17 protein-coding genes are annotated in these 23,913 nt (G+C 62.1%); 14 read left to right on the top strand and 3 right to left on the bottom strand.

The window, feature by feature from the left end; genetic code table 11:
* Positions 1–235: 235 nt before the first annotated feature.
* Entirely contained in the window at positions 236–1,930 is a 1,695-nt protein-coding gene (locus B0G80_RS37570; RefSeq protein WP_116122719.1) for a PAS domain-containing methyl-accepting chemotaxis protein, read from the bottom strand.
* Positions 1,931–2,237: 307 nt separating this feature from the next.
* Between B0G80_RS37570 and B0G80_RS37565 the strand changes: the two genes are divergently transcribed.
* Positions 2,238–5,795 carry an ATP-binding protein gene (locus B0G80_RS37565; protein WP_116122718.1) on the top strand — a complete coding sequence of 1,186 codons (3,558 nt, stop codon included), beginning with the start codon at positions 2,238–2,240 and terminating at the stop codon, positions 5,793–5,795.
* Between the two features lie 22 nt (positions 5,796–5,817).
* On the opposite strand, the gene B0G80_RS37560 is transcribed toward B0G80_RS37565, so the two are convergent.
* Both B0G80_RS37560 and B0G80_RS37555 read right to left on the bottom strand, forming a co-directional pair.
* Positions 5,818–6,219 carry a RidA family protein gene (locus tag B0G80_RS37560; protein WP_116122717.1) on the bottom strand — a complete coding sequence of 134 codons (402 nt, stop codon included), beginning with the start codon at positions 6,217–6,219 and terminating at the stop codon, positions 5,818–5,820.
* 102 nt (positions 6,220–6,321) lie between these two features.
* The gene (locus tag B0G80_RS37555; RefSeq protein WP_116122716.1) at positions 6,322–7,722 is read right to left on the bottom strand and encodes a GntP family permease; all 1,401 of its coding nucleotides are present in this window, start codon (positions 7,720–7,722) and stop codon (positions 6,322–6,324) included.
* Positions 7,723–8,033: 311 nt separating this feature from the next.
* On the opposite strand from B0G80_RS37555, the gene B0G80_RS37550 reads away from it, so the two are divergent.
* The 13 genes from B0G80_RS37550 to B0G80_RS37485 all read left to right on the top strand — a co-directional run bounded on the left by B0G80_RS37550 (position 8,034) and on the right by B0G80_RS37485 (position 23,726).
* Positions 8,034–9,515 (top strand): sigma-54-dependent Fis family transcriptional regulator, encoded by a 1,482-nt coding sequence (locus tag B0G80_RS37550; RefSeq protein WP_116122715.1) that lies wholly within the window; start codon positions 8,034–8,036, stop codon positions 9,513–9,515.
* Positions 9,516–9,602: 87 nt separating this feature from the next.
* Positions 9,603–9,863, top strand: coding sequence for a hypothetical protein (locus B0G80_RS37545; protein ID WP_116122714.1), 261 nt, complete (start codon positions 9,603–9,605; stop codon positions 9,861–9,863).
* 426 nt (positions 9,864–10,289) lie between these two features.
* Positions 10,290–10,493: a hypothetical protein gene (locus tag B0G80_RS37540; protein WP_106281630.1), complete on the top strand. Its 204-nt coding sequence runs from the start codon at positions 10,290–10,292 to the stop codon at positions 10,491–10,493.
* 232 nt (positions 10,494–10,725) lie between these two features.
* Positions 10,726–11,925, top strand: coding sequence for a serine hydrolase (locus B0G80_RS37535; protein WP_116122713.1), 1,200 nt, complete (start codon positions 10,726–10,728; stop codon positions 11,923–11,925).
* 134 nt (positions 11,926–12,059) lie between these two features.
* Positions 12,060–12,359, top strand: a complete 300-nt coding sequence (locus B0G80_RS37530; RefSeq protein ID WP_116122712.1) for an H-NS family nucleoid-associated regulatory protein — start codon at positions 12,060–12,062, stop codon at positions 12,357–12,359.
* 604 nt (positions 12,360–12,963) lie between these two features.
* The gene (gene fae, locus B0G80_RS37525; protein ID WP_116123878.1) at positions 12,964–13,488 is read left to right on the top strand and encodes a formaldehyde-activating enzyme; all 525 of its coding nucleotides are present in this window, start codon (positions 12,964–12,966) and stop codon (positions 13,486–13,488) included.
* A gap of 89 nt (positions 13,489–13,577) precedes the next feature.
* Complete coding sequence (locus tag B0G80_RS37520) at positions 13,578–14,615, top strand: aldo/keto reductase (RefSeq protein WP_116122711.1); 1,038 nt, start codon at positions 13,578–13,580, stop codon at positions 14,613–14,615.
* Entirely contained in the window at positions 14,612–16,051 is a 1,440-nt protein-coding gene (locus B0G80_RS37515; RefSeq protein ID WP_116122710.1) for an NAD-dependent succinate-semialdehyde dehydrogenase, read from the top strand. The genes B0G80_RS37520 and B0G80_RS37515 overlap by 4 nt, the downstream gene beginning before the upstream one ends.
* A gap of 120 nt (positions 16,052–16,171) precedes the next feature.
* A complete protein-coding gene (locus B0G80_RS37510; RefSeq protein ID WP_116122709.1) occupies positions 16,172–17,554 on the top strand; it encodes an MFS transporter in 1,383 nt (460 codons plus the stop codon).
* A 440-nt stretch (positions 17,555–17,994) separates the two neighbouring features.
* Positions 17,995–18,555 (top strand): fimbrial protein, encoded by a 561-nt coding sequence (locus B0G80_RS37505; protein ID WP_116122708.1) that lies wholly within the window; start codon positions 17,995–17,997, stop codon positions 18,553–18,555.
* 97 nt (positions 18,556–18,652) lie between these two features.
* Entirely contained in the window at positions 18,653–19,375 is a 723-nt protein-coding gene (locus B0G80_RS37500) for a fimbria/pilus periplasmic chaperone (RefSeq protein ID WP_116123877.1), read from the top strand.
* 132 nt (positions 19,376–19,507) lie between these two features.
* Positions 19,508–22,150 carry a fimbria/pilus outer membrane usher protein gene (locus B0G80_RS37495; protein WP_116122707.1) on the top strand — a complete coding sequence of 881 codons (2,643 nt, stop codon included), beginning with the start codon at positions 19,508–19,510 and terminating at the stop codon, positions 22,148–22,150.
* A gap of 595 nt (positions 22,151–22,745) precedes the next feature.
* Complete coding sequence (locus B0G80_RS37485) at positions 22,746–23,726, top strand: fimbrial protein (RefSeq protein WP_116122705.1); 981 nt, start codon at positions 22,746–22,748, stop codon at positions 23,724–23,726.
* Positions 23,727–23,913 lie beyond the last annotated feature (187 nt).

Raw genomic sequence — 23,913 nt, 5'->3', positions numbered from 1 at the left:
CGGCATGGGAGGACGCGCTTGCGCGTCTTCGTGGCGGCACGTAACGCGTGACTCAACTACGTATATACCAGCGCGCTAGCGCCAGCCCAAAAAAAATAGGCCCGTCCACAGAGGGGGCGGGCCGCTAAACGCCGTTGTTACTCGGGTCAGCCTGCCCTTGCAAACAACTGGGCGCTGACGGTGCCATCGTGCTGCGTCAATACTGGACTGTCGAGGTGGGAGTAACGCCGATCTATCAGATCAATGTGGCTTCTTCCTGCTCGGCATCTTCTGCGATGACTGGCGCGCGGGGTCGTTTGATCTCAGGCGTCGGCGCTGCTTCGACGGTGAACGCCCGACGCTTTGTGGTGGCGGCGCGTCGAGCCGGCGCTGCGTCGGCGACGGTGAACAGCCGCACGGCTTCATCCAGCACGTCCGCCTGTTCCGCCAGGCGCTGCGCCGTGGCCGCCGCCTGCTCGACGAGCGCGGCGTTCTGCTGCGTGGCGCCGTCCAGATGCGAAACCGCCTGATTGACCTGGCGAATCCCGTCGGCCTGTTCGTTGCTCGCGTTCGCCACGTCGACGATGATCGACGACACGCGGCCCACTGCCTCGTCGATTACGCGCATTTGCGAGGTTGTCCGTGCAACCAGTTCGGTGCCGGCCGCGACTTCGGATGCGCTTGCTTCGACCACGGACTTGATTTCCTTCGACGACGCCGCGCAGCGCTGCGCCAGCATGCGCACTTCGCCCGCGACGACGGCAAACGAACGGCCTGCTTCGCCCGCTCGCGCCGCTTCGACGGCGGCATTCAATGCGAGGATATTGGTCTGGAACGCGATGCCGTCGATCACGCCGGTGATGTCGGCGATACGCCGCGATGCCGCGGTGATGCCCGCCATGGTCTGCTCCACCTGGCCGGCAATCTTGCCGCCGGCCGCCGCCGCCGCCTGGGCCTCTCTCGCCAGATCGAGCGCGCGCACGGTGGCATCGGCGTTGGCCTGGACGGTCGTGGTCAGTTCTTCCATGGTAGCGGCGGTTTCTTCGAGCGACGCCGCCTGCAATTCCGTGCGTCTCGCGAGATCGACATTGCCGCTGGATATCTCGCGCGCGTTGTCCAGTATGCCGGTGATCTGGGCGCGCACGTCGTAGACGATCGCCGCGAGATTCGCCTTCAACTGATTCAGCGCTTGCAGCACGTCGCCGAGGTCGTCGTGGCGCGCGATATGCAGATCGGCCGTCAGATCGCCGGCGGCGAGACGCGTGGCGAATCCCGACATGTCGTTGATCGGTGCGGCGAGTTGCCGCGTCAGCATTCGCCACGAGGCGATGCTGAGCGCCGTGGCAACGCCGAATCCGATCCAGAACGGCGCGGGCGGCGCGCCTCGCCATGCGGCGAGGCCGGTGAGCAGCAGCGCCAGCGGCGTGATCGCGTAGCCGGACGCCGCGCGCGTCGCGACCGGCAGACGCATCAGCGCCTGCAGACGCCCCAGCACGCCGGTGCGCACGATCACGCCGCGGCGCAGCTGCACGCCGCGGGACTCGCCGCTGCGCATGCGTGCGTAGAGCGCCTCAGTGGCGCGCACCGCGGCGCGCACCGGTTTCACGCGCACGCTCAAATAGCCGACGACCGCGCCTTTCTCGACCACCGGCGTCACATTGGCGTGCACCCAGTAGTGATCGCCGTTCTTGCGGCGGTTTTTCACGAGCGCAGTCCAGGGACGGCCGTCGCGTATCGTCGCCCACATGTCGGCAAAGGCTTCGCGCGGCATGTCCGGATGGCGGATCAGGTTGTGCGGCTGGCCGATCAGTTCGTCGCGCGTAAAACCCGAGACCGCGATGAAGGCCGGATTGCAGTACTGGATGCGACCGGTCAGGTCGGTCGCCGAAACAAGCATGTGTGACGACGGAAATTCGTACTCGTGCCCGCTGACAGGCTGGTTGTTGCGCATGGCTTTCCTTGCTGTGCTAGCCCGCGCGTGGGCGCGGTGCTTACATGTTTGCAAGGAATAACGGCAATTGACCCCTTGCCCTTTAGGGTTTCCTAGTAAACCACTCAGGTTTAGGCAGGCCGACGCCGTTAATACAGGGTTGTCTGACGCGTCGTGGATGGCGGCGTGAAACAGTGCCGGATGCGTCGCGCTATACCTTCAAAAGGACTACACTGCGCCGGTATAAGGACTGCGGACGCATCTGGTCCCGGTTTCGCAGCGGTCTGCCTGCGCGAATTTGCCACCCACGCGCCACACTCGCGAGCTGATGCAGAAAATCCTCGACCGTACTCAAGAGTCATTAGCGCAGGCTTTCGCCACGCTCGCGCAGAGCGCGAAGCGCCAACAGCGGCTCTACCTGGCGACGATCGGTTCGCTGATGCTGCTCGTGCTGATCTTCGCGCTGGTGCTGACTGTCGTCGCCGGGCTCAAGCAACTCGAGTATCGCCGGGTCCTCGCGTCGCAGAACGCCACCGACATCTCTCTGCTCATCCACCAGGAGGAGTCGTTCCTGCGGCGCGACGCCTTGACGCTCGACTATTACTATGGCCCATCCGGCGGGCGGAGCGCCCCGGACGCCATACAGCAGGCGATCCTGAAGACCGGCGTAGCGCTCGGCAAGACAGACGGTGTCGACTCGAATTTCGACATCGTGGTCGGCGAAACCACGCGCAACGCCTGGGGCTCGCAATTGAGCGAAAAACTCGGGCGCCTCTACGAAGCGGCGCAATCGACGCTCGTGACCCAGCAGGCTTTTGAAATCCGGCAGCGGGCAACGCTGATCGGGCTGAATGAAGACTACGCAGCCATTCTGCCTTCGCTGACCCATGCGCTCGCGGACCCGGCCAGCGGGCACGATCAGGCCGCAATGCCGGCGCCGCAACCGCCGATCGTGAGCTTGCTGCGCGAGACGCTCGAGCGCCAGATCGAGGCGCAAACCGGCAGGCGCGTGCCGGCAAAAGGCGAGCGTATCTGGCTCGGACCGTACCGTGATCCGCTGCAGAATCGCCAGGTGGTTTCCGTGGTGAGCGCCTACTATGACGGCGACACGCCGACCGTGCTAATCAGCACGAGCCTTCCGCTGGATGCGCTCGCGTTGCGTATGGCGCCGCCTGACCACGAGGGCGTGAATCTGCTGATGACGGCCGATCACCGCGTCGTCGTGTCGTCGATGCCGCTAGACGCATCGATCATCAAGCTGGTGCAACAGGCAGCCGCCGATACCCCCACCCGGATCTTTCACTACGGCCGCGAGGGCGTGATTTTTCACGAGCCACTGGGGCTGGGCTTCGGCCTTCTGGTCGGCTACGTGCCGTGGGGCGCGCTGGCCGCCGCGCTCGGCTGGCAACTGGCGGTGCTAGGCTGCCTGACAGCGCTCATCCTGATAGCAATCGTGCTGACGGCTCGCTATTTCGGGCTGCGGTTGCTGCGCAATTCGTTCGCGGAGACTTCGCGCGCACTGCAAAGCGAGATGCTCAACCACATTCTGGTTAGCGCGACGCCGGTCGGCTTGTGCATTGTCCGGCAGAGCGACTATTCAGTCTTGACCACCAACGCGCTGGCGATCGAGTTGCTCGGGATCGAGGCCAACGGCAGCCGGCTCCCGCGGCACATCGTCGGCGAATTTCTGGTTCAGGCGCCGGATCAGCCGTCGGCCATGTCGTTTGCGCGAGTCGCTGCTTTCGTCGTGCCCGCGCGGCCGGCGCAGATGCCGCCTCAGTCTTCGCATCCATCGACAACGACGCAGCGAAACGAGCCGCAAACCTCGCCGCCGCCAGACCAGGACGGCAGCGCGCCCTCACGGTTTCTGCAATTCATTTATGCGCCGGCACGTTACGCTGGCGAGAACGTGCTGTTTTGCGCGATTCTCGACGTGACCGCGCAGACCATGCTCGAACAGCAATTGCGGCAAGCACAGCAAACGTCCGAGGCACTGATGCGTGCGCGGACGAATTTCTTCGCCGCCATGAGCCACGAAATCCGTACGCCGTTGAACGCGCTGCTCGGCAATCTTGAGCTGTTGGCTCGCACGCCCGGCCTCGAGGCGCATTCGCAACGGCTCGCAACGTTGGGCCTTGCCGGGGGTGCGCTGCGCCGCGTCGTCAACGACATTCTCGACTTTTCGAAGATCGATGCCGGCGCGATGTTGCTGGTCACGGAGCCGTTTTGTCTGATCGACGATTTCGAAAGCATTGCGCTCTCCTACGCGCCGATGCATGGGAATCGCTCGATCCGTTTCTACGCGATCTTCTCTCCGACTCTTGAGCAGACCTTGATCGGCGATCGCATGCGCATCGCGCAGATCGTCAACAACTTGCTGAGCAATGCGTTCAAGTTCACCTCAGCGGGCAAGATCACGCTGCGCGCAGAAGTAACGGACGATTCGCCGGACCGCGCGGTATTGGTTTGCCGGATCTCGGATTCGGGCGCCGGGATGGACGAGCAAACGCTGGCGCGGCTCTTCAAACCGTTTGCGCAAGGGGAACAGAGTGCTTCGCGGGGAGCCGACGGCACGGGTCTTGGCCTGGTGATCTGTGCGCGCCTGTGCGCGCTGATGGGCGGGCAGATTACCGCGGAAAGTGTGTGCGGCGTGGGCAGCGCATTTCGCATATCGATTCCGCTCGCCAAGCCTCCCATCGATTCGCGAGCGCCGGCAACGGTTCGTGAGGAGCACGGAACGATGCTCATCCTGTCCGTGGAGCAGGAAGTCGGTGAAAACCTCAACTGCTGGTTCCAGCGCGAGGGTTGGGCAAGACACCTCGTGTTCTCATCGGCCGCCGCGCAGGCGTGGTTGCGCGCGAACCGGCCGGACGTGTTAGTCGTCACCGGCGAATACGATCTCGATGTGATTGCCGCTCTGCGCGCGCTACAGCCGGTCGGCGTCGTGTGGATCACGCGTGGCGGTCCGCACCATCCCGAGGCGCGCGGCGACGGCGTGTTCGAGGTGACTGAATTCAGCCGCTCGGCGATCCGGTCGGCGGTCGATCTGGCGCGCGGGGACACGATTGCCGTTGTCGCTCCAACTCCGGCGTCCGCAACGGGCGATTCGGCGGGAATCTATCCGGCGCTGCGAGGTTTGCCCGTTCTCGTCGCGGAAGACAACCCGTTGATCCAGAATCTGATCGACGAACAACTGGTCGAGCTGGGATGCGCGCCGACGATCGCGCACGACGGTAAAGAAGCACTGAGAATGTTCCAACAGGGAAGTTTCGAAGTGGTGCTGACCGACATCCACATGCCGGAGATGGACGGTTACGAGCTGCTGGCCGCCTTGCGCAAGTTGAATGCGACCGTTCCGGTGCTGGCCTTCAGCGCCGTGGCCGAACATGAAGAGGCGCGCAATTGGCGCGAGCACGGCTTTAGCGGATATGTGCCCAAGCCGGCGTCGCTCAGCGAATTGCAAGTCGCGTTGCTGGCGGTGGCGCCGGCGGGGGCACAGGGAAGGGCACAGGCATCGGCACTGGCTGTACCCGAGAACGCAGCGCCAGCCGAACCCACGGTTCGCGCTTCCAGCGCCGCGAGCACGCTCAGCACGGACGACAGGGCGCGCTACAGGGCGATGCTCAAGGAGCACTTGCAAAAAGATCTGCCAAGGCTGCTTGCGATCGTCGAAGCGGAAGACGTGCAGGCGTTGGCCGGCTGGGCGCATAGCGCGAGCGGGGCGTTTGTCGTCGTGCAGGAACCGCGGTTCGTCGACCAATGCCGGCGGCTGCAGCGACTATGCAACGACAGCGGACGCTGGACCACCGAGATGGACGAACTCGCAATCTCGCTGCACGACGCCTTATCCGATCACTACGGACTCGACGAGGAGTCGACGCATTGACACGCCATTCGGCTTGGCGCGTTCAACCCGGCCGTTTGGCGATGAAATCGATCTCGACCAGCGCATCGCGCGCAAGTCCGGTGACGCCAATACAGGTTCGCGCCGGCAGCGCACCGGCAGGAAAGTAGGCGCGGTAGATCTCGTTCATCGGCGCGTAATCGCGTTTGAATTCGGTCAGGAAGATGCGTGCCGCCACCACGTCTTGCAGTCCGAGGCCCAGCCCCTGCAGCACCAGCACGAGATTGTCCATCACACGCTTGGTCTGGGCGACCACGCCTTCGGGAAGCGGCGCGGCGTCGTCGGTCGGGCAGGTCGGCATCTGGCCGGTCAGGAAGACCCAGCCGTCGGCCTCGGCTGCATGCGAGAACGGGCCGACCGGCGTGGGTGCTGTGGGAATCATCCAGAAAGAGGGCGCTGAGCTCATGACAGGGTGTGCTGGGTAAGAACGGTTGTCGGGATGACAAGGTAACCGATCAAAAGTCAGGATGCCGGCGCGTTGCCGGCATCGTGCCCAACACACGCCCGCTCAGACCAAACCAGTCGCGTAATAGACCGCGATCACAAAGAACACCGCCATCGTCTTGATGACCGTGACCGCGAAGATGTCGCGATACGACTGTCGATGCGTCAGGCCCGTCACCGCCAGCAGCGTGATCACCGCGCCGTTGTGCGGCAGCGTGTCCATGCCGCCGCTCGCCATGGCGACGACCCGGTGCAGCACTTCCATCGGAATATGCGCCGCTTCCGCGCCCTTGATGAAGGTGTCCGACATGGCCGCGAGCGCGATGCTCATGCCGCCCGACGCCGAACCCGTGATACCCGCCAGCGAGCTCACCGACACGGCTGCGTTGACGAGCGGATTGGGAATGCTCTTCAACGCGTTGCTGACCACCAGAAAGCCCGGCAACGCGGCGATCACACCGCCGAAACCGTATTCCGACGCCGTGTTCAACGAAGCCAGCAGCGCGCCCGCCACCGCAGCCTTGGTGCCGATCGCGAAGCGTTCGCGCACGCGGTTGAACGCCGTCACGACAACCATGATGATGCCGACGAGCAGTGCGCCTTCCACGGCCCAGATCGCGACCACGGCCTTGATCGTCGTCGTGACCGGTGCGTGAACGCCCGGCAGAATGTCCGGCGAAACCGTGTACGACGCGCCGTACCAATTCGGAATCCAGCGGGTCAGCAGGAAGTTCGCGACGCCCACCAGAACCAGCGGAGCAACCGCCAGCAACGGATGCGGCAGTTGCTTCGATTCCACGCGATCCGGCTCGTTGACGAGTTCCGTGCCGTAGCCTTCGCCGGTCGCCATCGCCGCGCGGCGGCGCCATTCCAGATACGTCAGGCCGACCACGATGATGAACAGCGAACCGATCACGCCGAGTGCGGGCGCAGCCCACGACGTCGTCTTGAAGAAAGTGGTCGGGATGATGTTCTGGATCTGCGGCGTACCCGGCAGCGAATCCATGGTGAAGGAGAATGCGCCGAGTGCGATCGCGCCGGGCATCAGGCGCTTCGGAATATTGCTCTGGCGGTACAGCTCGGCGGCGAACGGATAGACCGCGAACACCACCACGAACAGCGAGACGCCACCGTAGGTGAGCAGCGCGCACACCGCAACGATCACCGCATTGGCGCGCGAGCGGCCGATATAGCGGATCGCGGCAGCCACGATCGACTCCGAGAAACCCGACAGTTCGATAACCTTACCGAACACGGCGCCCAGCAGAAACACCGGGAAGTAGAGTTTTACGAAGCCGACCATCTTCTCCATGAAGATGCCGGTGAAAACCGGCGCGACGGCCGCCGGATCGGTCAGCAGAACGGCGCCGAGCGCGGCGATCGGCGCAAATAGAATGACGCTGTAGCCGCGATAGGCGGCAAACATCAGAAACGCCAGCGCGGCGAGGACGATGACAAAGGACATTGAGTCTCCAAAGCTTGGTTGTTCTACATGGTCGCCGTCTCGAAGGTGCGGCGGCACGGCGCCCGCAAACGCAGGTTCCGTGCCATATCAGCGGCAACGGCCAGCCGCCTGATTTCGCAGACCGAAGTTCAAAACGTGATCGCGGCGATTGTACCCAAACGTCTCTAAAACGGGACGCAAAATGGCCGAAATTAGGCCAAACCGAGGTTAAACCCTTATACCGCAGGCTTGCTGGCGATCTCGCGGATGAGATAAGCTTGTCTACGAAATGAGACAGGCACAATAAAACGATAGCCGGAGACAGCGACAGCATGATGAACGACTGGGCAGGCTTGCCTGCCACTTACGGCGACGTACTGCGCCGGGCGATGGATTCGCTCTTCCGCACATTCGAAAATTTTAGCGAAGGGACATTTATCGTCGATGCCGACGCGCGCGTGGTCTGGATCAACAAACGCTATGCGGCGCGCTTCGGTTTTTCGGACCCGGACCAGGCCATCGGCCGCGATTGCGAAGCGGTGATTCCGAACAGCCTGATGCGCGAGGTCGTCAATACCGGCAAACCGATTCTGCTCGATATTCTGGAAACGGACCGCGAACCGCTCGTCGTCACGCGTTTGCCGTTGAAGGACGATGCGGGCGCCACGGTCGGCGCCGTTGGCTTTGCGCTCTTCGACGAACTGAAGGCGTTGACGCCGCTCTTTTCCCACTACTCGCGTGTGCAGGAAGAATTGATCGCGACGCGCCGGTCGCTCGCGCAGGCGCGGCGGGCCAAATATACGTTCGGCAGTTTCGTCGGCACGAGCGCGGCCAGTCTCGAAGTGAAGCGTCAGGCGCGCCGCGCCGCGCAGCTCGAATCACCGGTGCTGCTGCTCGGCGAAACCGGCACCGGCAAGGAGTTGCTGGCGCATGCCATCCACGGCGGCTCGGCGCGCGCGAATCAGCCGCTCGTGACGGTCAACGTCGCGGCGATTCCCGATACCCTGCTCGAAGTCGAATTCTTCGGTGCGGCGCCGGGCGCCTACACCGGAGCGGATCGAAAGGGGCGCGTCGGCAAGTTCGAGCTGGCGAACGGCGGCACGCTGTTCCTCGACGAAATCGGCGATATGCCGCTGCCCTTGCAGGGCAAGCTGCTGCGCGTGTTGCAGGACAAGGAGTTCGAACCGCTCGGCTCGAACCGGATCGTGCGCGCCGACGTCCGGATCATCGCGGCGACCTCGGCCGATTTGCCGGCGCTGGTCGCGGCCGGGCGATTCCGCGCTGACCTGTTCTATCGGCTGAACGTGCTGACGATCCATGCGCCGCCGTTGCGCGAACGGACCTCGGATATCGAGGCGCTCGCTTATGCCATGCTTGAAGATCTGTCGACCCAGGCGCGCGGCGCCAGTCACTTCGAATTGCAGGACGACGCGCTGAGGTTGCTGTGCTCGTACGGCTGGCCGGGCAATGTGCGCGAGTTGCGCAACACGCTGGAGCGTGCGGTGATGCTGTCCGACAATGAGCGGATCGATGCGCGGGCGCTGGCGTCGTTTATCGGCTCGGCGCACGGCGGCGGCGCGTGCCGTCCGAATGCGCCCTTGCCGGAGGTGCCTTCGACGGCGCATGCGGCGAACACGCAGGCTAATGCGCCGCAACCCGCCTCATGGAGCGAGGCGATGGCGGCCTTCGAGAAGCGCTTCCTGAGCGACGCTTTGCGCGCGAACGGCGGCCGCGTGATCGAGACGGCAAACCAGATCGGCATGGGTCGCGCGACGCTCTATAAGAAGATCGCGGCGTACGGCATCGACGTGTGACAACGTTCCGCGACAGCGATTGACGCAGCGTAATTGACGCGTGGCACAATCCCGTGATCGAAAAACAAGACGTGATCGGGGTTTCAAATGAAATGCAATCTCTCCTTCTACGCGCGCCGGGCCTGCGCGACGGTGGCGGCCGGTGCCATGGTCGCGCTGAGCGGTTGCAGCAGCAGCGCGCCGCTGTTTTTGCCGGACGGCCGCGCGACGACGCTGGTGCAGTGCCCTGCCGGTTCCGACTCCTGCTCGCAGCAGGCCAGCGCAAGTTGCGGCGGCGCGTTCGATGTCGTGCGTCAATCCACTGAGAACGGCACGCTCAACCTGATCTACGCCTGCCGGGGGAAATAGCGGTTCGCCGGCGCAAGGCCGGCTCGACCAGCGCCTCGAGCTTTCTTCTTTCAGTCGCGCTAAAAGCGTATGGCCGTCGCACAGGCCTGCATCTAATGCGGGTTCTATCCGCGGCTATGATGCGCAATGGATATTAATACCGCGCTTCATATATTTTCCTTGTCGCCGGACGCAATTAAAAACATGCGAATTCGCGTCGAATAGCCGGGTCGGTGCGGCACCTAACGGAACGCGAAGTTGAGCGGCAGTATTGTCTTTTCAGTGGCTCAAGATTCAAGCAGCAGGCAGCTTTTGCCGGTTTCGCCGTTTATGCGGAAAGTGCCAGGAAGGATTTTCCGTTTAGACCGAAAACCGAAAATAGTGCGGCACGCTTTGTGCTTCGCGTTACGCATTGAAAATAGTTCAACGAGTAATCCGGGGAAAGCAATGAATCATCACCAACTCGAAAAAGATATTGAACATCTTGAACACGTAATCTCGCATATCTCCGCGGCAGACCACATCCCGCTCTCCTATTGGCGAAACCGCATCGATTCCGTATCCGGCGCGGCGCTGGTGCCGGCTCAGGCGAACCGCGTCAAACGGCTCAACGCCGCCCTCTCGGCTCTCGAGCAACGCCTGAAAGCCTGAACGCCCAGTGCAGTGGATGGCTGTAACGTACCCTTCTGGTAACGTTTTTTGCAAAAATGGGGAAACGTAACGGCCACGTAAGCGGCACGGCGCAGCGCGACGTCTCCACAGGATGGCAAGCCACGTCATTTGTTGCGCACGCGCCGGCGCCGCTTTACGCTCACGAGGCCGCGCGGACTGATGGCGCGCGTCAGGTGAACGGGCCGCCAATCTCTCCACGATCAGGACAAACATGCAACGAGCAGGACTTTCCGCGTCTCGGCTGACGGCACTGACCAACGCCATGCAAGGCTATGTGGAACGCGGTGAAGTGGCGGGCGTGGTGTCGATGGTCTGGCGGCGCGGCGAGATTGGCTATTTCGAGCCGCTCGGCTGGCGCGACGACGCGGCGCGGTTGCCGATGGAGCGCGATACGCTGTTCCGCATTGCGTCCATGACCAAGCCGGTCACCAGCGCCGCGATCCTGATGCTGATCGAAGAAGACCGGCTCGCCCTCGACACGCCGATCTCACTCTGGTTGCCGGAATTGTCCGCGCCGCGTGTGCTGCGCGATCCCGCCGGCCCGCTCGACGAAACCGACCCCGCCAGAGCGTCGCTCACCGTGCTGGACCTGCTGACGCACCGCGCCGGCTTCGCCTACCACTTCACCGCGACCGGGCCCCTTGCCGAGGCGTATGCCGCCGCTTTCAACGGATTCGAAGCGCGCATGAACGGCAATGCGTGGCTCGCACGCATCGCAAGTTTGCCGCTCATGTTCCAGCCCGGGTCACGCTGGCACTACGGCGTTGCCACCGACGTGCTCGGCGTGCTGATCGAACGCGTGAGCGGCATGCCGCTCGGCGAGTTTTTCCGGACGCGGATCTTCGAGCCGCTCGGCATGCGCGATACCGCTTTCTGGGTGCCCGACGCGCAACTCGGTCGGCTGGCCACGGCTTATGGCGTCGAACAGGGCTCAGGGCAGCGAATCGTCGAGGACCATCCGTCGTCGAGCCGATGGGCGGATCCGGACCGCTTCCAGAGCGGCGGCGGCGGCCTGGTTTCCACAGCGCACGACTATCTTCAATTCGCGCAACTGCTGCTCGGCCGCGGACGAGTCGGCACGACGCGTTTGCTCTCGCACCGCTCAGTCGATCTGATGCGCTCCAATTTTCTGACGCGCGACCAGCGCCGTGTGTCGGCTTTCGGTCATGCGCTGTGGGCAGGCCAGGGGTTCGGCCTCGGCTTGTCCGTCGTCGACGATCCGGCGCAGCAGTTGCCGCTTGGCTATCGTTCGATGGGCTCGTTCGGCTGGCCGGGTGCGTATGGCACAAGCTGGTTCGCCGATCCGGTGGAAGATCTGATCGGTCTGATGCTGATTCAAAGGCGCTCCGTCGAACCGTTCTCAATGACAGTGGATTTCGAACGCCGCGTGTACGATGCAATCGACGATTGAGCGAAGCGGGCGCGTCCGGGACGGAGTCTTTTAAGCGTGTTACCCGCTCGCGGCGTCGGGCTTCTCTATCCGGCAATTTATTCGTCTGATAGTGTCCGCACTTCAGTTCTCGTCTAATGATCGGAGCACCCGTCATGGCCTCGTACAAGCAGTTGACCGCCCAGCTCGAAAAACTCCACAAGGAAGTCGCGGCGGCGCGCGAGAAGGAAATCGCGCAGGCGATCGCCGAGATCAAGCAGAAAGTAGCCGAATACGACCTGACGGCTGAAGAACTGGGTTTCACCAGCAAAGGCACCACGGCCCGCAAGACGCCTTCGGTCGCCAAGTATCGCAACCCGAAAACCGGCGAGACCTGGAGCGGCCGCGGCCGCTCGCCAGCGTGGCTCGTGGGCAAGAATCGCGAGCGCTTTCTCATCGAGGTTGAAGTGCGTTGACGCATGACGTCTCCACCCGTCATGTGCCGGATTATTTAAAGTGATGTCGCGTGCGGAGTTTCTCGCACCTTTCGCGCGCGACGAGGCAAGTCCCGAAAACACTCACCTTTCGCGTGGACCTGGCGCGTGAACCATAGGCGCGGATGCGCGGCTCGCGACGGACCGGTTGTTTCGGTTAGCCTGGTTTTCTCGAATCACGCACCTTGCGACAAGCTTGCCACCGCAGTCCGCGGTGACTGATCCATTTCCTCCGAAACCCGCGTCAGCCCTTGCTGGTAGGGGTTCCCAGGCTGTACGAAGAATCGCTGAAGCCATAGCTTGAGCCTCTTTTAGTCACGCCTGATGCGCACGTCGCTTTGCGGAGTGTCGCGGCACAGGTGCGCGCCCGTTCGTCGACACGCTCACCTTTCGCAGCGATCCCGCAGCGCTACCGTGATAGTCCCGAAAACCCTCACCTTTGCGCGTCTCGATACCCGCGGGCCACTGCGCTCGGGGCTAACCCGGAGTTGAGTTCCTCTCATACCCCGCATCAAAACTCATCGATACATGGTCGCGGATGCCGAACCTCACAATCGGCCATCCACTCAACCTCGACGGAAAGACCATGAGCGCATCGACGGACAAACAACTCTTTATCGGCGAAGGATTCGAAGGCCCCGGCGTCAATCTCGCGCATATCAACGTATTGGTCGGCCCGCGCAACGGCCCGGCGGGGCAGGCATTCGCCACCGCGTTGGCCACGCCCTCAGCGGGTCACGCGCCGTTCGTCGTGATCGCGCGTCCGGGCGTGCCGACCAAGCCGCTCACGCTCTATGTGAACAAGGCGCAGATCAGCAGCGACTTCCACGGCAACGCGACGTGGGGCGCTTCGCAAGCCGGTATCGCGAAGGCGGTGGCCGAGTCGCTGGAGAACGGCACGCTGCCGCCTGAAGCGGAGAACGACTGGGTGGTGGTGTCGGCGAACTGGGTCAACCCGTCGACCGACGATCTCGACGCCGTCTTCGAGAACAACTACCGCGCGTGCAAGAACGCGATCCTCGCGGCGATGAAGGGGCTGCCGCATCGCGATGAAGTCTTCGCCGCCGCGCGCGACGTATCGAACCCGTTCTACACACCGAAGCAACGTTAATGGCAGGCAGCGCGGTTCGGTCGCGCGCCCTGCAATGCGCAACTAACCGTCCGCGCCGCCGGCTTTCAGGAAGGAAGGAGACACGCACTATGGAATACATTCGCCTCGGCCAATCCGGTCTGAAGGTTTCGCGTCTGTGCCTCGGCACGATGAACATGGGCACGCCGCAATGGAAGCCGTGGATTTTCGACGAAACGCAAAGCGAGCCGATCGTTCGTCATGCGCTCGAAGCCGGCGTCAACTTTATCGACCTCGCCGATTTCTATTCGACTGGCGTCGGTGAAGAAGTGGTGGGCCGCATACTGAAGCGTCTCACGCGTCGCGAGGAAATGGTCGTGGCCACCAAGGTCGGCTACGACATGGGCGCGTATCAGAACGCCGGCGGTCATTCGCGCAAGCACATCATGGACGGCATCGACGGCTCGCTGACGCGTCTCGGCATGGATTACGTCGATATCTACATGCTGCATTTCTTCGACGTGAATACGCCAGTCGAAGAGACCATGGGCGCGCTCAACGATATCGTGCGCGCCGGCAAGGCGCGCTATATCGGCGTGTCGACCATGTACACGTGGCAGTTCGCAAAGATCATGCAGGTCTGCGAGCGCAACGGGTGGCACAAGCCGATCAATATGCAATTGCAGTTGAACCTGGCATACCGTGAAGAAGAACGCGAAATGATTCCGTATTGCCAGGATCAAGGCGTCGGCGTGTCCGTGTTCAGTCCGCTGGCGCGCGGGCTGCTGACGTGCGATCCAAATTCGACGCGCAATCAGACCGACTTCTTCACCGCACAAATGTATGGCGATGTGGCGTCGCGTGAAATTGCCGCGTCGGTGGCGCGCGTGGCCGCGCGGCGTGGCGTTTCCGCCGCGCAGATCGCGCAAGCGTGGGTGCTGAATCACGGCGGGGTCGCGAGCATGCTGGTCGGTGCGGATACGCCGGCGCAGTTCGACAGCGCGCTCGCCGCGCTCGGCACGACGCTTTCGGCGGATGAACTGTTTGAGCTCGAACGCAACTACACGCCGTGCGATCTGATCAACGACTACACCGCCGGCAAACGCATCGCGCGCGAACCGCGCCTTGCGCAGGGCATGTTCGTCGAAACGCTGGAGAAGGCCGCATGAACGAATTTCTCCGCACCGGACATTACATTGGCGGCGAATGGTACGAAGGCGCCGACACGTATGCTGTTTTGAATCCCGCGACCGGCGAGGTCGTCGTGCGAGTGGCCAAAGGCGGCGCGGCGGAAGCGGCGCAGGCCATCGCGGCGGCCGAGCGCGCGTTTCCCGCATGGCGTGCGCTGACCGCGAAAGAGCGCAGCGCGCGCGTCAAACGCTGGGGCGAGTTGATGCTGGAGAACCGCGACGCGCTCGCCGAACTGCTGACGCTTGAGCAAGGCAAACCGCTTGCCGAAGCGCGCGGCGAAGTCGGTTACGCGGCGAGCTTCTTCGAATGGTTCGCGGAAGAAGCGAAGCGGGCCTACGGCGACGTGATTCCGAGTCCAAATCCGAACGCGAAGATTATCGTGACGAAGGAACCGGTCGGCGTGGTCGCGGCAATCACACCGTGGAATTTCCCGCTCGCCATGATCACGCGCAAGGCCGGTCCTGCTCTCGCGGCCGGTTGCACGATGGTGCTCAAGCCATCGGAAGAAACGCCGTTGTCCGCGTTCGCTTTGGCAGTGCTGGCCGGGAAAGCGGGCATTCCACCTGGCGTGTTCAATATCGTCTCCGGCGACGCCGTGGCGATCGGCGGCGCGCTCACGGAATCCGACGTGGTGCGCAAACTGTCGTTCACCGGTTCGACGCGCGTCGGCAAGCTGCTGGCGAAGCAGTCCGCGGACACGCTGAAGAAGTTGTCGCTCGAACTCGGCGGCAACGCGCCTTTCATCGTCTTCGACGACGCGGACCTCGATGCCGCCGTGCAAGGCGCGATGGCTTCGAAATTCCGCAACACCGGGCAGACGTGCGTGTGCGTCAACCGCTTCTACGTTCAGGACGGCATCTACGATGCGTTCACGTCAGCGTTGACGCAAGCAGTGCGCAAGATGCGCGTCGGCAATGCGTTGCAAGGCGAGGTCGAACAAGGTCCGTTGATCAACCAGGCTGCGTTGAAGAAGGTCGAAACGCACGTGGCCGACGCCTTGCAAAAAGGCGCGAAGGTCCTAACCGGCGGCAAGCCCCACGCGCTCGGCGGCACTTTTTACGAGCCGACTGTTCTCGTCGACGCCAACAGCTCGATGCTGATCGCCGGGGAAGAAACCTTCGGACCGGTTGCCGCGTGTTTCCGCTTCAAGAGCGAAGCGGAAGCGATCGAAGCGGCCAACGACACACCGTTCGGCTTGTCGGCGTATTTCTACACGCGCGATCTGGCGCGTGCGTGGCGCGTCGGCGAAGCGCTGGAAAGCGGCATGGTCGGCATCAACGAAGGGATTGTGTCCACGGAAGTCGCGCCGTTCGGCGGCGTCAAGCAGTCGGGACTCGGCCGCGAAGGCTCGAAGTACGGGCTCGATGAATACACCGAACTGAAGTACATGATGATGGGCGGCCTCGGACGCTGATCTTCACACCGCGCGTCCGCCGTACGTCATGCCCATGCATGACGCACAGGCGGACGACGCAATCGGTGCGCGGCGGCATGCCGACCGCGCCCGGCGATCCATACTAACGAAGGAGACAGCGTGAGCAATCAGGATATGCAGGCGGCCACTCTCGGCCTCGCCCCCACTTTGCCGGCGGCAGCGGCATCCGCGCACGGCCCCATTCCTCTCGACGACGTTCCGCTGAACGCCTTCCACGTCAAGATCGCCGGGCTGACGTTCGGCGCGCACTTCACAGAAGGTTTCGCGCTCGGCACGATCGGCTATGCGCTTGCGTCGCTGAATCGGCAGATGCCGCTCGACGCCTTCTGGATGGGCATGATCGGTAGTTCCGCGTTGATGGGCATTTTTATCGGCAGTCTGGTTTTCGGTTGGCTGTCGGATCGCATGGGACGCCAGAAGATTTTCCTGCTGAGCTTCATCATCATCACAGCGGCCGCGTTCGCGCAGTTCTATGTGCGTTCACCGCTCGAGTTGTGTTTGCTGCGGGTGTTGATCGGCTTCGGCATGGGCGGCGACTTTGCCGTAGGGCATGCGATCCTCGCGGAGTTCTCGCCGCGCAAACATCGCGGCACGTTGCTTGGCTCGTTCAGCGTGGTGTGGACCATCGGGTATGTGGTGGCGAATGTGCTCGGCATGCATTACGCCGATGCCTCGCCGGATGCATGGCGCTGGCTGCTGGCGTCGGCGGGTGTGCCGGCGTTGATCGTTCTCGTGCTGCGCATGGGCACGCCGGAGTCGCCGCGCTGGCTGCATGGCAAAGGACGCACGGCGGAGGCGAAATCGATCGTGCTGAAGCACTTCGGTGCGAACGTCACTCTGGACGGCGGACACGACGAGCACGCGCAAACGGCGGGTGGTTTCATGCGTCTGTTCAAGGCCGATCTGATTCGCCGCACTATTTTCAACTGCGCGTTCTTCGTCTGTCTCGTCATTCCGTACTTCGCTGTTTATACGTTTCTGCCGACCATTCTGAAAGCGATTCATTTGAACAACGATTCGAGCGCGGACTTTCTGCTGAACGGCTTCCTGGTGCTTGGCGCGCTGATCGGCATCTGGCTCACAATCAGACTTCCGCGGCGCACGTTCCTGATCGGCTCGTTCGCTGTCACGTGCGTGTCGCTGATTGCGTTGAGTGTGCTGCCGGAGTCGGCGACGCTCGGCATGATTGTCGCGTTCGGGATTTTCACGCTCACCATGTCGGCGTTTTCGAATCTCGTCGGCGTGTTTCCGCCGGAATGCTTTCCGACCGAAGTGCGCGCGTGCGGCGTCGGACTCGCGATTGCGTGCAGCCGGCTTGGGTCGGCCGTCGGCACGTTTCTGCTGCCGCTCGGCATCGTGCATTTTGGCTTCCATATCACGATGATGGTGCTCGCCGCGGTGTTGCTGATCGGCATGGTGGTGTCGATCGCGTGGGCGCCGGAAACGAAGCATTTGACTTTGAACGAAGCTAGCGGCGCCTAGTTCGCTGGAACGTTGAAGAGAACCCGCCGCATCGGCAACGATGCGGCGGGTTTTTATTTTTGGGCTCGAAACCATGGCACTAGTCGGCGCGGCGCGGCATTCGGCGATGCCTTCCGTGGTTATCGTGTCTTCTGCGTGGCCGATTGCCGCGCTCTGTCAACGCGTCACCACCGGTTGACCGGCATTGCGCGCCTCAAAAGCTCGCAATGCCGGCACTCTCGCCCGTTCTCGACGCGCCATGTCTCTCGGCCGAATCCGAAAAGAGGCGATTTGTCCTAGATACTTCTTATCTAGGAAGCCTTAATATCCTATTCGTCTTAACGAAGCAAAGTGAGAACTATATGAGTCTTATTTGCTTGAGTAGAAAAATAGGAATCCTTGGGTAACTCCAAGATCTCCGTTGAATCCCGTTTTATTTGTAATTGTTAGGAATAGAAGCAATGAAATCAATGATCTCCGCAACCGCGATCGCCGTCAGCGGTCTGTTCTGTCTGGTACCGCTCTACGCTCATGCGGCAGACGGCACGATCACCTTCACTGGCAATGTGACGGACACGACCTGCTCGATCAACGGGAATGCAAGTGGTACACCGGCAGACAAGACGATCACGCTGGTTGATGTTCCGACCGGCACGCTCGCACAGGTAGGCAACACGGCCGGTACAACGAATTCGGCCGATCTGCAATTTGTCCTGACGGGCTGCAGCGGCACGGCTACCAAGGCGATTGCCGGCTTCGAGAACGGCCCGACAGTCGACCAGGCGACGGGTTATCTGTCGAGCAGCGGCACCGCGAAGAATGTGGAGGTCCAACTCCTCAACGCACAGATGCAGGTCATCAACGTCACGACGGGCGCGAACAACGATATCGCCTCGAACGGCGTGACCATCAACGCCGACGGGGCGACGACTCTGCAGTATTACGCGCGGTATTACGCCACGGCCGCTGCCGAGCCCGGCACGGTCATCTCATCGGTTCAGTACACGATGGAATATCAGTAAGTGTGGGTCTCAGGCGCTCGCCATGCGAGCGCCTTTTTTGCACGCTTATTTTGAGAAATTTGACGGGCCGATCGTGATAACGCTGTTTAGAAATTCGATGATGGGAATCGGCCTTGCCTGTGTGCTACTGGCTGGTGATGTAGGGGCGAGCGTGACGATTGGCGGCACGCGCGTGGTGTATTCGCTTGAGCAGCGCGAAGTCACGGTGAAGCTGGAAAACGACAGCCGCTCGCCCTCGCTCGTGCAGGTCTGGATGGACGACGGTAAGGCGGATGCCAAGCCCGGTGAGGTCAAGGTGCCATTCGTGATTACACCGCCGATTTTTCGCATGGATCCGAAAAAGGCGCAGACGTTGCGCGTGATGTACACCGGCGAGCCGCTGCCGCAGGATCGCGAATCGGTCTATTGGCTCAACGTTCTGGACATTCCACCGAAGGCAAAGGCTGCCGCGGACGTCAATACTCTGACTCTGGCCTATCGCACCCGTATCAAGGTTTTTGTACGACCCGGCAAGCTGCCTGGCGAGCCGGAAGACGCACCCGCGCAACTTAGCTGGAAGATCGCCGCGTCGACGGACGGCAAGGATCAGGCCGTCAGCGTTTCGAACCCGACACCGTACTACGTGTCGTTCAGCGAGATTCACGTGGAAAGCGGTGGCCATACCTTCAGCAGCCAACGGGGCGGCATGGTGCCGCCGCATGCTTCGGTGGTCTTGCCGATCGCGAAGATGAACGCCGTCGCGGCGGGCGCGAAGGTGCACTACGTCGCGATCAGCGACTACGGCGGTCCGATTCGCGGTGACGCCGCACTCGGCGACTAGGCCACCACGTCTTCAATCGGGCGGCAAGCTGCCGCCCCCTGGCTAACCCATTCTCGTACAAGGCGTGCGTTGCGCTGACAACGCACAGGGACGACGCACGCCTGTTGCAGGATATTGAACACCGCTCAGAACATGAAAGCTTCATTCCGTCGCGCGTCGTCTGTTCGCGTAGGCGAACTCTCCGGTGCGTTCAGGCTGCACCCCATCGCGGCGCTTGCAGCATTGGCGTTCGCGATGTCAGGGGCTCAGCCGATAGACGCGCAGGCGTCCGAGCAAGGCGGACCGGCGGCGATGGAGTTCGACACGACCTTTCTGCGGACCGACGCGAATGCAACCGTGGACGTGTCGCGCTTCGCGCGCGGCAATCCGGTATCCGAGGGTGTGTATTCCGTCGATTTGTTCGTCAATGGCATTCGCGTTGCACGCCAGGATGTGCGTTTTGTGGCCGCGCGCGGCACGGTCGACGCGCGTCCTTGCTTCAACCGGGCCATGCTGGAGAAGCTTGGCGTCGATTTCGCCAGGGTCGCCGCGAGCAATGAGGCCAAGACGGCGGATGCCGGAGCGCCGAATGAATGCGTCGACCTCGCGGCAAGCGTGCCCGACTCCACGATTGACTTCGACTTTGCGGACCAGAAGATCACGTTAAGCGTGCCGCAAAAGTATATGCGCAATGTAGCGCGCGGTTACGTCCCGCCCGAGATGTGGCAAAACGGCGTCAACGCAGCCTTCCTGAGCTACAACGCCAACGCGTATCACAGCGGCGGATCGGGCTTCGAGTCGACCCAAAGTTACCTTGGTCTGAATGCCGGCGTGAACATCGGCGCATGGCACTTTCGTCATCAGTCGTCGGCGACCCAGCAAACCGGCGCACCCACCCAGTTCGACAACATTGCCACGTACCTTCAGCGTGACATTACCGCGCTGAAATCGCAGTTGACGGTCGGCGACGGCTACACGACCGGCGACGTATTCGACAGCGTGCAATTCCGCGGCGCGCAGATCGCCACCGACGATCGCATGCTGCCCGAATCGCTGCGAGGCTATGCGCCGATCGTGCGCGGCACGGCGGAATCGAACGCACGCGTGACGGTTCGTCAGAACGGCCAGGTGATCTATGAAACCACCGTCTCGCCGGGCCCGTTCGAAATCAAGGACCTTTACGCGACCGGCTACGGCGGCAATCTGGATGTCACGGTGACCGAAGCCAACGGCCGCGCGAAGAGTTTTACCGTGCCTTACGCCTCGGTTGCCCAGTCGTTGCGGCCTGGCACCACACGGTTTTCAGTTACCGCCGGTGAGCTTCGTACCTCCGCGCTCGAGAACAGCCCGTATTTCGCGCAGTTCACCTTGCAGCGAGGACTCACCAATCTGATCACCGCCTATGGCGGCGGCGTGGCCGCCAACGACTATTTCGCTGCGGATGTGGGCGCGGCGCTCAACACGAAGTTCGGTGCGCTCTCAGCCGACGTGACGGCTGCACAGACCCAGATTCCCGGTCAAGGCACGTCGCGCGGCACCAGTTGGCGTATCGGTTACAGCAAGTTCATCGACCCGACCAACACGAATATTGCCATCGCGGCATATCGGTATTCGACGGCCGGCTACATGAGCCTCACTGACGCCGCCACGCTGCGTGACCGCGCAATGCGCGGCGACGATCTGAACTCGGTTTATCGGCAGCGCAGCCGTTTTCAGATCACCCTCAATCAGAATTTCAAGCGATACGGTACGGTCTTTTTGAACGCTTCCGCGCAGCAGTATTGGAATCGAAGCGGCAACGATCTGTTCTACCAGGCAGGTTACACCAATAGTTTCAGGTACGGCACGTACAGCATCAGTGCGGGACGCACGCGCAGTTCGGACGGTTCGATGTCCGACCAGATCATGTTGAGCACCACGTTGCCGCTCGGCCGCGGCCGCTATTCGCCGCTGATGTCGACGAACTTCAGCAGTTCGGGCGGAAACACCAATCTCCAGGCCAACGTGAGCGGCTCGCTCGGCGAGCGCAACCAGTACTCGTACAACGCGTATGGGACGTATGGCGCGGCTCAAGGCAACAGCACGCTGAGCACCGGCGCCAGCGGCGCCTATCGTGGACCGTATGCCCAGTTGACGGGATCGGCTAGCGCGGGAACGAGTTCGAGCCAGATCTCCGCCGGCGTCAGCGGCTCGATCGTCGCGCATCCAGGCGGCGTGACTTTCTCGCAGACGGTGGGCGACACCTTCGGCGTCGTCGAAGCGCCGGGTGCGGCGGGCGCCAGCGTGACCAACTCGCCCGGCGTCAAGCTCAATGGTCGAGGCTTCGCTGTGGTGCCGTATCTGACGCCATACGGCATGAACACGGTGGAAATCGATCCGAAGGGTACATCCACCGACGTCGAGTTCGAGTCGACTTCGGAACAGGCGGTGCCGCGACTGGGTTCAGTGGTGCTGATCAAGTACAAGACGGTGAGCGGCCGCGCCGCGTTGATTCGCGCGCCGCAACTTGGCGGCAATGCGCTGCCGTTCGGCGCGGACGTGGTCGATGCCAACGGGCGCACGGTGGGTGTGGTTGCCCAGGACAGCCGGATATTCGCGCGCGGCCTCGATGATAATGGCGCGCTTTTCGTCAAGTGGGGGGCCGCTGGGGCGGAGGAGTGCACGATTGATTATGTGTTGCCGAAGTCGGGCGGTAAGGCGGGCGCGGCGTATCTGTCGGTGGAAGGGCATTGCGTGGGCGGCATTCATTCGACGCAAGATGACGCACGCCTGGACCAACCCTATCAATCGAATTAAGAAGGTGAGCAGATGTTCGGGGTGAGATCGACCAGGTATGAGACCCGTGATGGAGAGATCTCTGGCGAGCAGGTGACGAGTGGCGTTAGTCAATGCGACGGCCGTCGTCGGTAGGGCGGATGTCGGTGCATGTTGCCCATCGCCTTCGGCCCGGATTCAGCCGAGCGGGGCATTGCGCGCCGACAAATGGGGCTGTCGGCGCAGATTCAGATGCGCTCGACTTTTGCAACGAGCATTGGAAGATATGGGTGGTTAATGTGGACATAGAAGCGAGGCGTGACGTCAACGACCGATTCGATACGTTTGGCATCGTCGAAGTGCCGAGTGCGGCGGGCGCGACGAGGGGGAGAGTTGATCGTCGCGGTGATGCGGTCGCGCCGTATCTGACGCCTCATGGCATGAGGACAGAGGGACGTTTGTCGTTGTTCGGGAACAAAGGCAGCGATGTATGCCAGATCCAGTATGCGTTGCCGGGAAAGAGCGCTAAGGAGGATGCGGCTTATACAACGGTGAAAGGCACTGCGCCCGTGGGATTTGAGCCGAGCGCTTCGGATAATTAAATGACTGGCTCCGATCAAGAACTGTAAAGGTGGACATGATGCGTAAACAGATTTTTGCACCGCACTGGTTGATGCGCTTCCTTGTCGTATTGGCATTGGCGGCTGGGTGGTCGGTGCATGCGTATGCCGAGTGCCCGACCTCGTCGGGCTTGCCTGCGACATTCACGTATGGCTCGATAGCCGTTTCCGACTCGACCGCCGTGGGCGACGTGATTCCAGGGACGGTTCAGAGATTCATCATCATTGGAAAGTGCTCGACGAGTTTGCTTTTCAACCAACCGATAGTCGCGTGCCCAGTGAGCGGCACAGCAGTGTCCGGTATGACGGGGGTTTATCCGACGAACGTCGCGGGAGTCGGTATGCGGATGCGCGATGCAAACGGCAAGCCGATGGTAGGAACGGGCCCCTGCTCCACCGATTCCCAGATCGGAACCACTGGCGCCGATGGTAGCTTCAATGTTTCGGGAACGTTTGAGCTTGTCAAAACGGGTCCTGTCACTGGCGGGGCAATTACGGGCGCTTTCTATAACGTTGGTGTTCTAAACACAGGCTATTCGCTTAATGACGGAGCTTGCGCGCTGTCCGTCGCGAACAACACGCCCGTGCGAAGCGTGACATGCTCGGTGACGTCGGCAAGCGCTAACCAGACAATTCCGCTCGCGACGACCAGCCCGGCGACGTTTCCGACTGGCGGCTCAGTCGACGCCAAAACACCGTTTTCTTTGGGTCTCAACTGCCAGTCCGGCGTTAAGGTAGCCGTGACATTTAGTTCGACGTCCGGCAATTCAGGCGTCGCGTCAGTTTTGGCAAACGCAGGTTCGGCGACGGGTATCGGTGTGCAACTGCTGGACGCGTCGCAGTCGCCGATTACGCTGGATGCTGTTCTTCCGCTTACGTCGAGCACGACTGGCAATATGTCGTTTCAGTTTTTCTCACAGTATTATCGGCTGGGAGCCGCGCCCGTGGTCGCGGGAACCGTTCGGGCGACCGCCATCTTTACGATGAGTTATCAGTAGGCGCAAATCTCGCGTCCTTCCCGAATCTTGCGGACGACGCGTTCTGCATAACGGTTGCAGCCCGCTGCTATTGCCGCAAGGCACATTTTCAGAAGAGAAGGCCATCTGTCCCATCACCGCGATGCAGGGATTGGTTGGCCGCGCATTGCATCGTCATTGACGCGCCTTTAAACCCTCTCGCGCCCAT

The sequence above is a fragment of the Paraburkholderia sp. BL6669N2 genome, assembly GCF_003387275.1.
In the GTDB taxonomy this organism is placed as follows: Bacteria; Pseudomonadota; Gammaproteobacteria; order Burkholderiales; family Burkholderiaceae; genus Paraburkholderia.
The sequence above is the reverse complement of the archived record's forward strand: the minus strand, read 5'-3'. Positions and strand labels throughout refer to the sequence as shown.

What these genes read in the sequence shown, in the direction of transcription:
- B0G80_RS37570 (WP_116122719.1), bottom strand. Translation starts at nt 1,930, where the DNA reads ATGCGCAACAACCAGCCTGTCAGCGGGCACGAGTACGAATTTCCGTCG.
- B0G80_RS37565 (WP_116122718.1), top strand. Translation starts at nt 2,238, where the DNA reads ATGCAGAAAATCCTCGACCGTACTCAAGAGTCATTAGCGCAGGCTTTC.
- B0G80_RS37560 (WP_116122717.1), bottom strand. Translation starts at nt 6,219, where the DNA reads ATGAGCTCAGCGCCCTCTTTCTGGATGATTCCCACAGCACCCACGCCG.
- B0G80_RS37555 (WP_116122716.1), bottom strand. Translation starts at nt 7,722, where the DNA reads ATGTCCTTTGTCATCGTCCTCGCCGCGCTGGCGTTTCTGATGTTTGCC.
- B0G80_RS37550 (WP_116122715.1), top strand. Translation starts at nt 8,034, where the DNA reads ATGATGAACGACTGGGCAGGCTTGCCTGCCACTTACGGCGACGTACTG.
- B0G80_RS37545 (WP_116122714.1), top strand. Translation starts at nt 9,603, where the DNA reads ATGAAATGCAATCTCTCCTTCTACGCGCGCCGGGCCTGCGCGACGGTG.
- B0G80_RS37540 (WP_106281630.1), top strand. Translation starts at nt 10,290, where the DNA reads ATGAATCATCACCAACTCGAAAAAGATATTGAACATCTTGAACACGTA.
- B0G80_RS37535 (WP_116122713.1), top strand. Translation starts at nt 10,726, where the DNA reads ATGCAACGAGCAGGACTTTCCGCGTCTCGGCTGACGGCACTGACCAAC.
- B0G80_RS37530 (WP_116122712.1), top strand. Translation starts at nt 12,060, where the DNA reads ATGGCCTCGTACAAGCAGTTGACCGCCCAGCTCGAAAAACTCCACAAG.
- fae (WP_116123878.1), top strand. Translation starts at nt 12,964, where the DNA reads ATGAGCGCATCGACGGACAAACAACTCTTTATCGGCGAAGGATTCGAA.
- B0G80_RS37520 (WP_116122711.1), top strand. Translation starts at nt 13,578, where the DNA reads ATGGAATACATTCGCCTCGGCCAATCCGGTCTGAAGGTTTCGCGTCTG.
- B0G80_RS37515 (WP_116122710.1), top strand. Translation starts at nt 14,612, where the DNA reads ATGAACGAATTTCTCCGCACCGGACATTACATTGGCGGCGAATGGTAC.
- B0G80_RS37505 (WP_116122708.1), top strand. Translation starts at nt 17,995, where the DNA reads ATGAAATCAATGATCTCCGCAACCGCGATCGCCGTCAGCGGTCTGTTC.
- B0G80_RS37500 (WP_116123877.1), top strand. Translation starts at nt 18,653, where the DNA reads ATGATGGGAATCGGCCTTGCCTGTGTGCTACTGGCTGGTGATGTAGGG.
- B0G80_RS37495 (WP_116122707.1), top strand. Translation starts at nt 19,508, where the DNA reads ATGAAAGCTTCATTCCGTCGCGCGTCGTCTGTTCGCGTAGGCGAACTC.
- B0G80_RS37485 (WP_116122705.1), top strand. Translation starts at nt 22,746, where the DNA reads ATGATGCGTAAACAGATTTTTGCACCGCACTGGTTGATGCGCTTCCTT.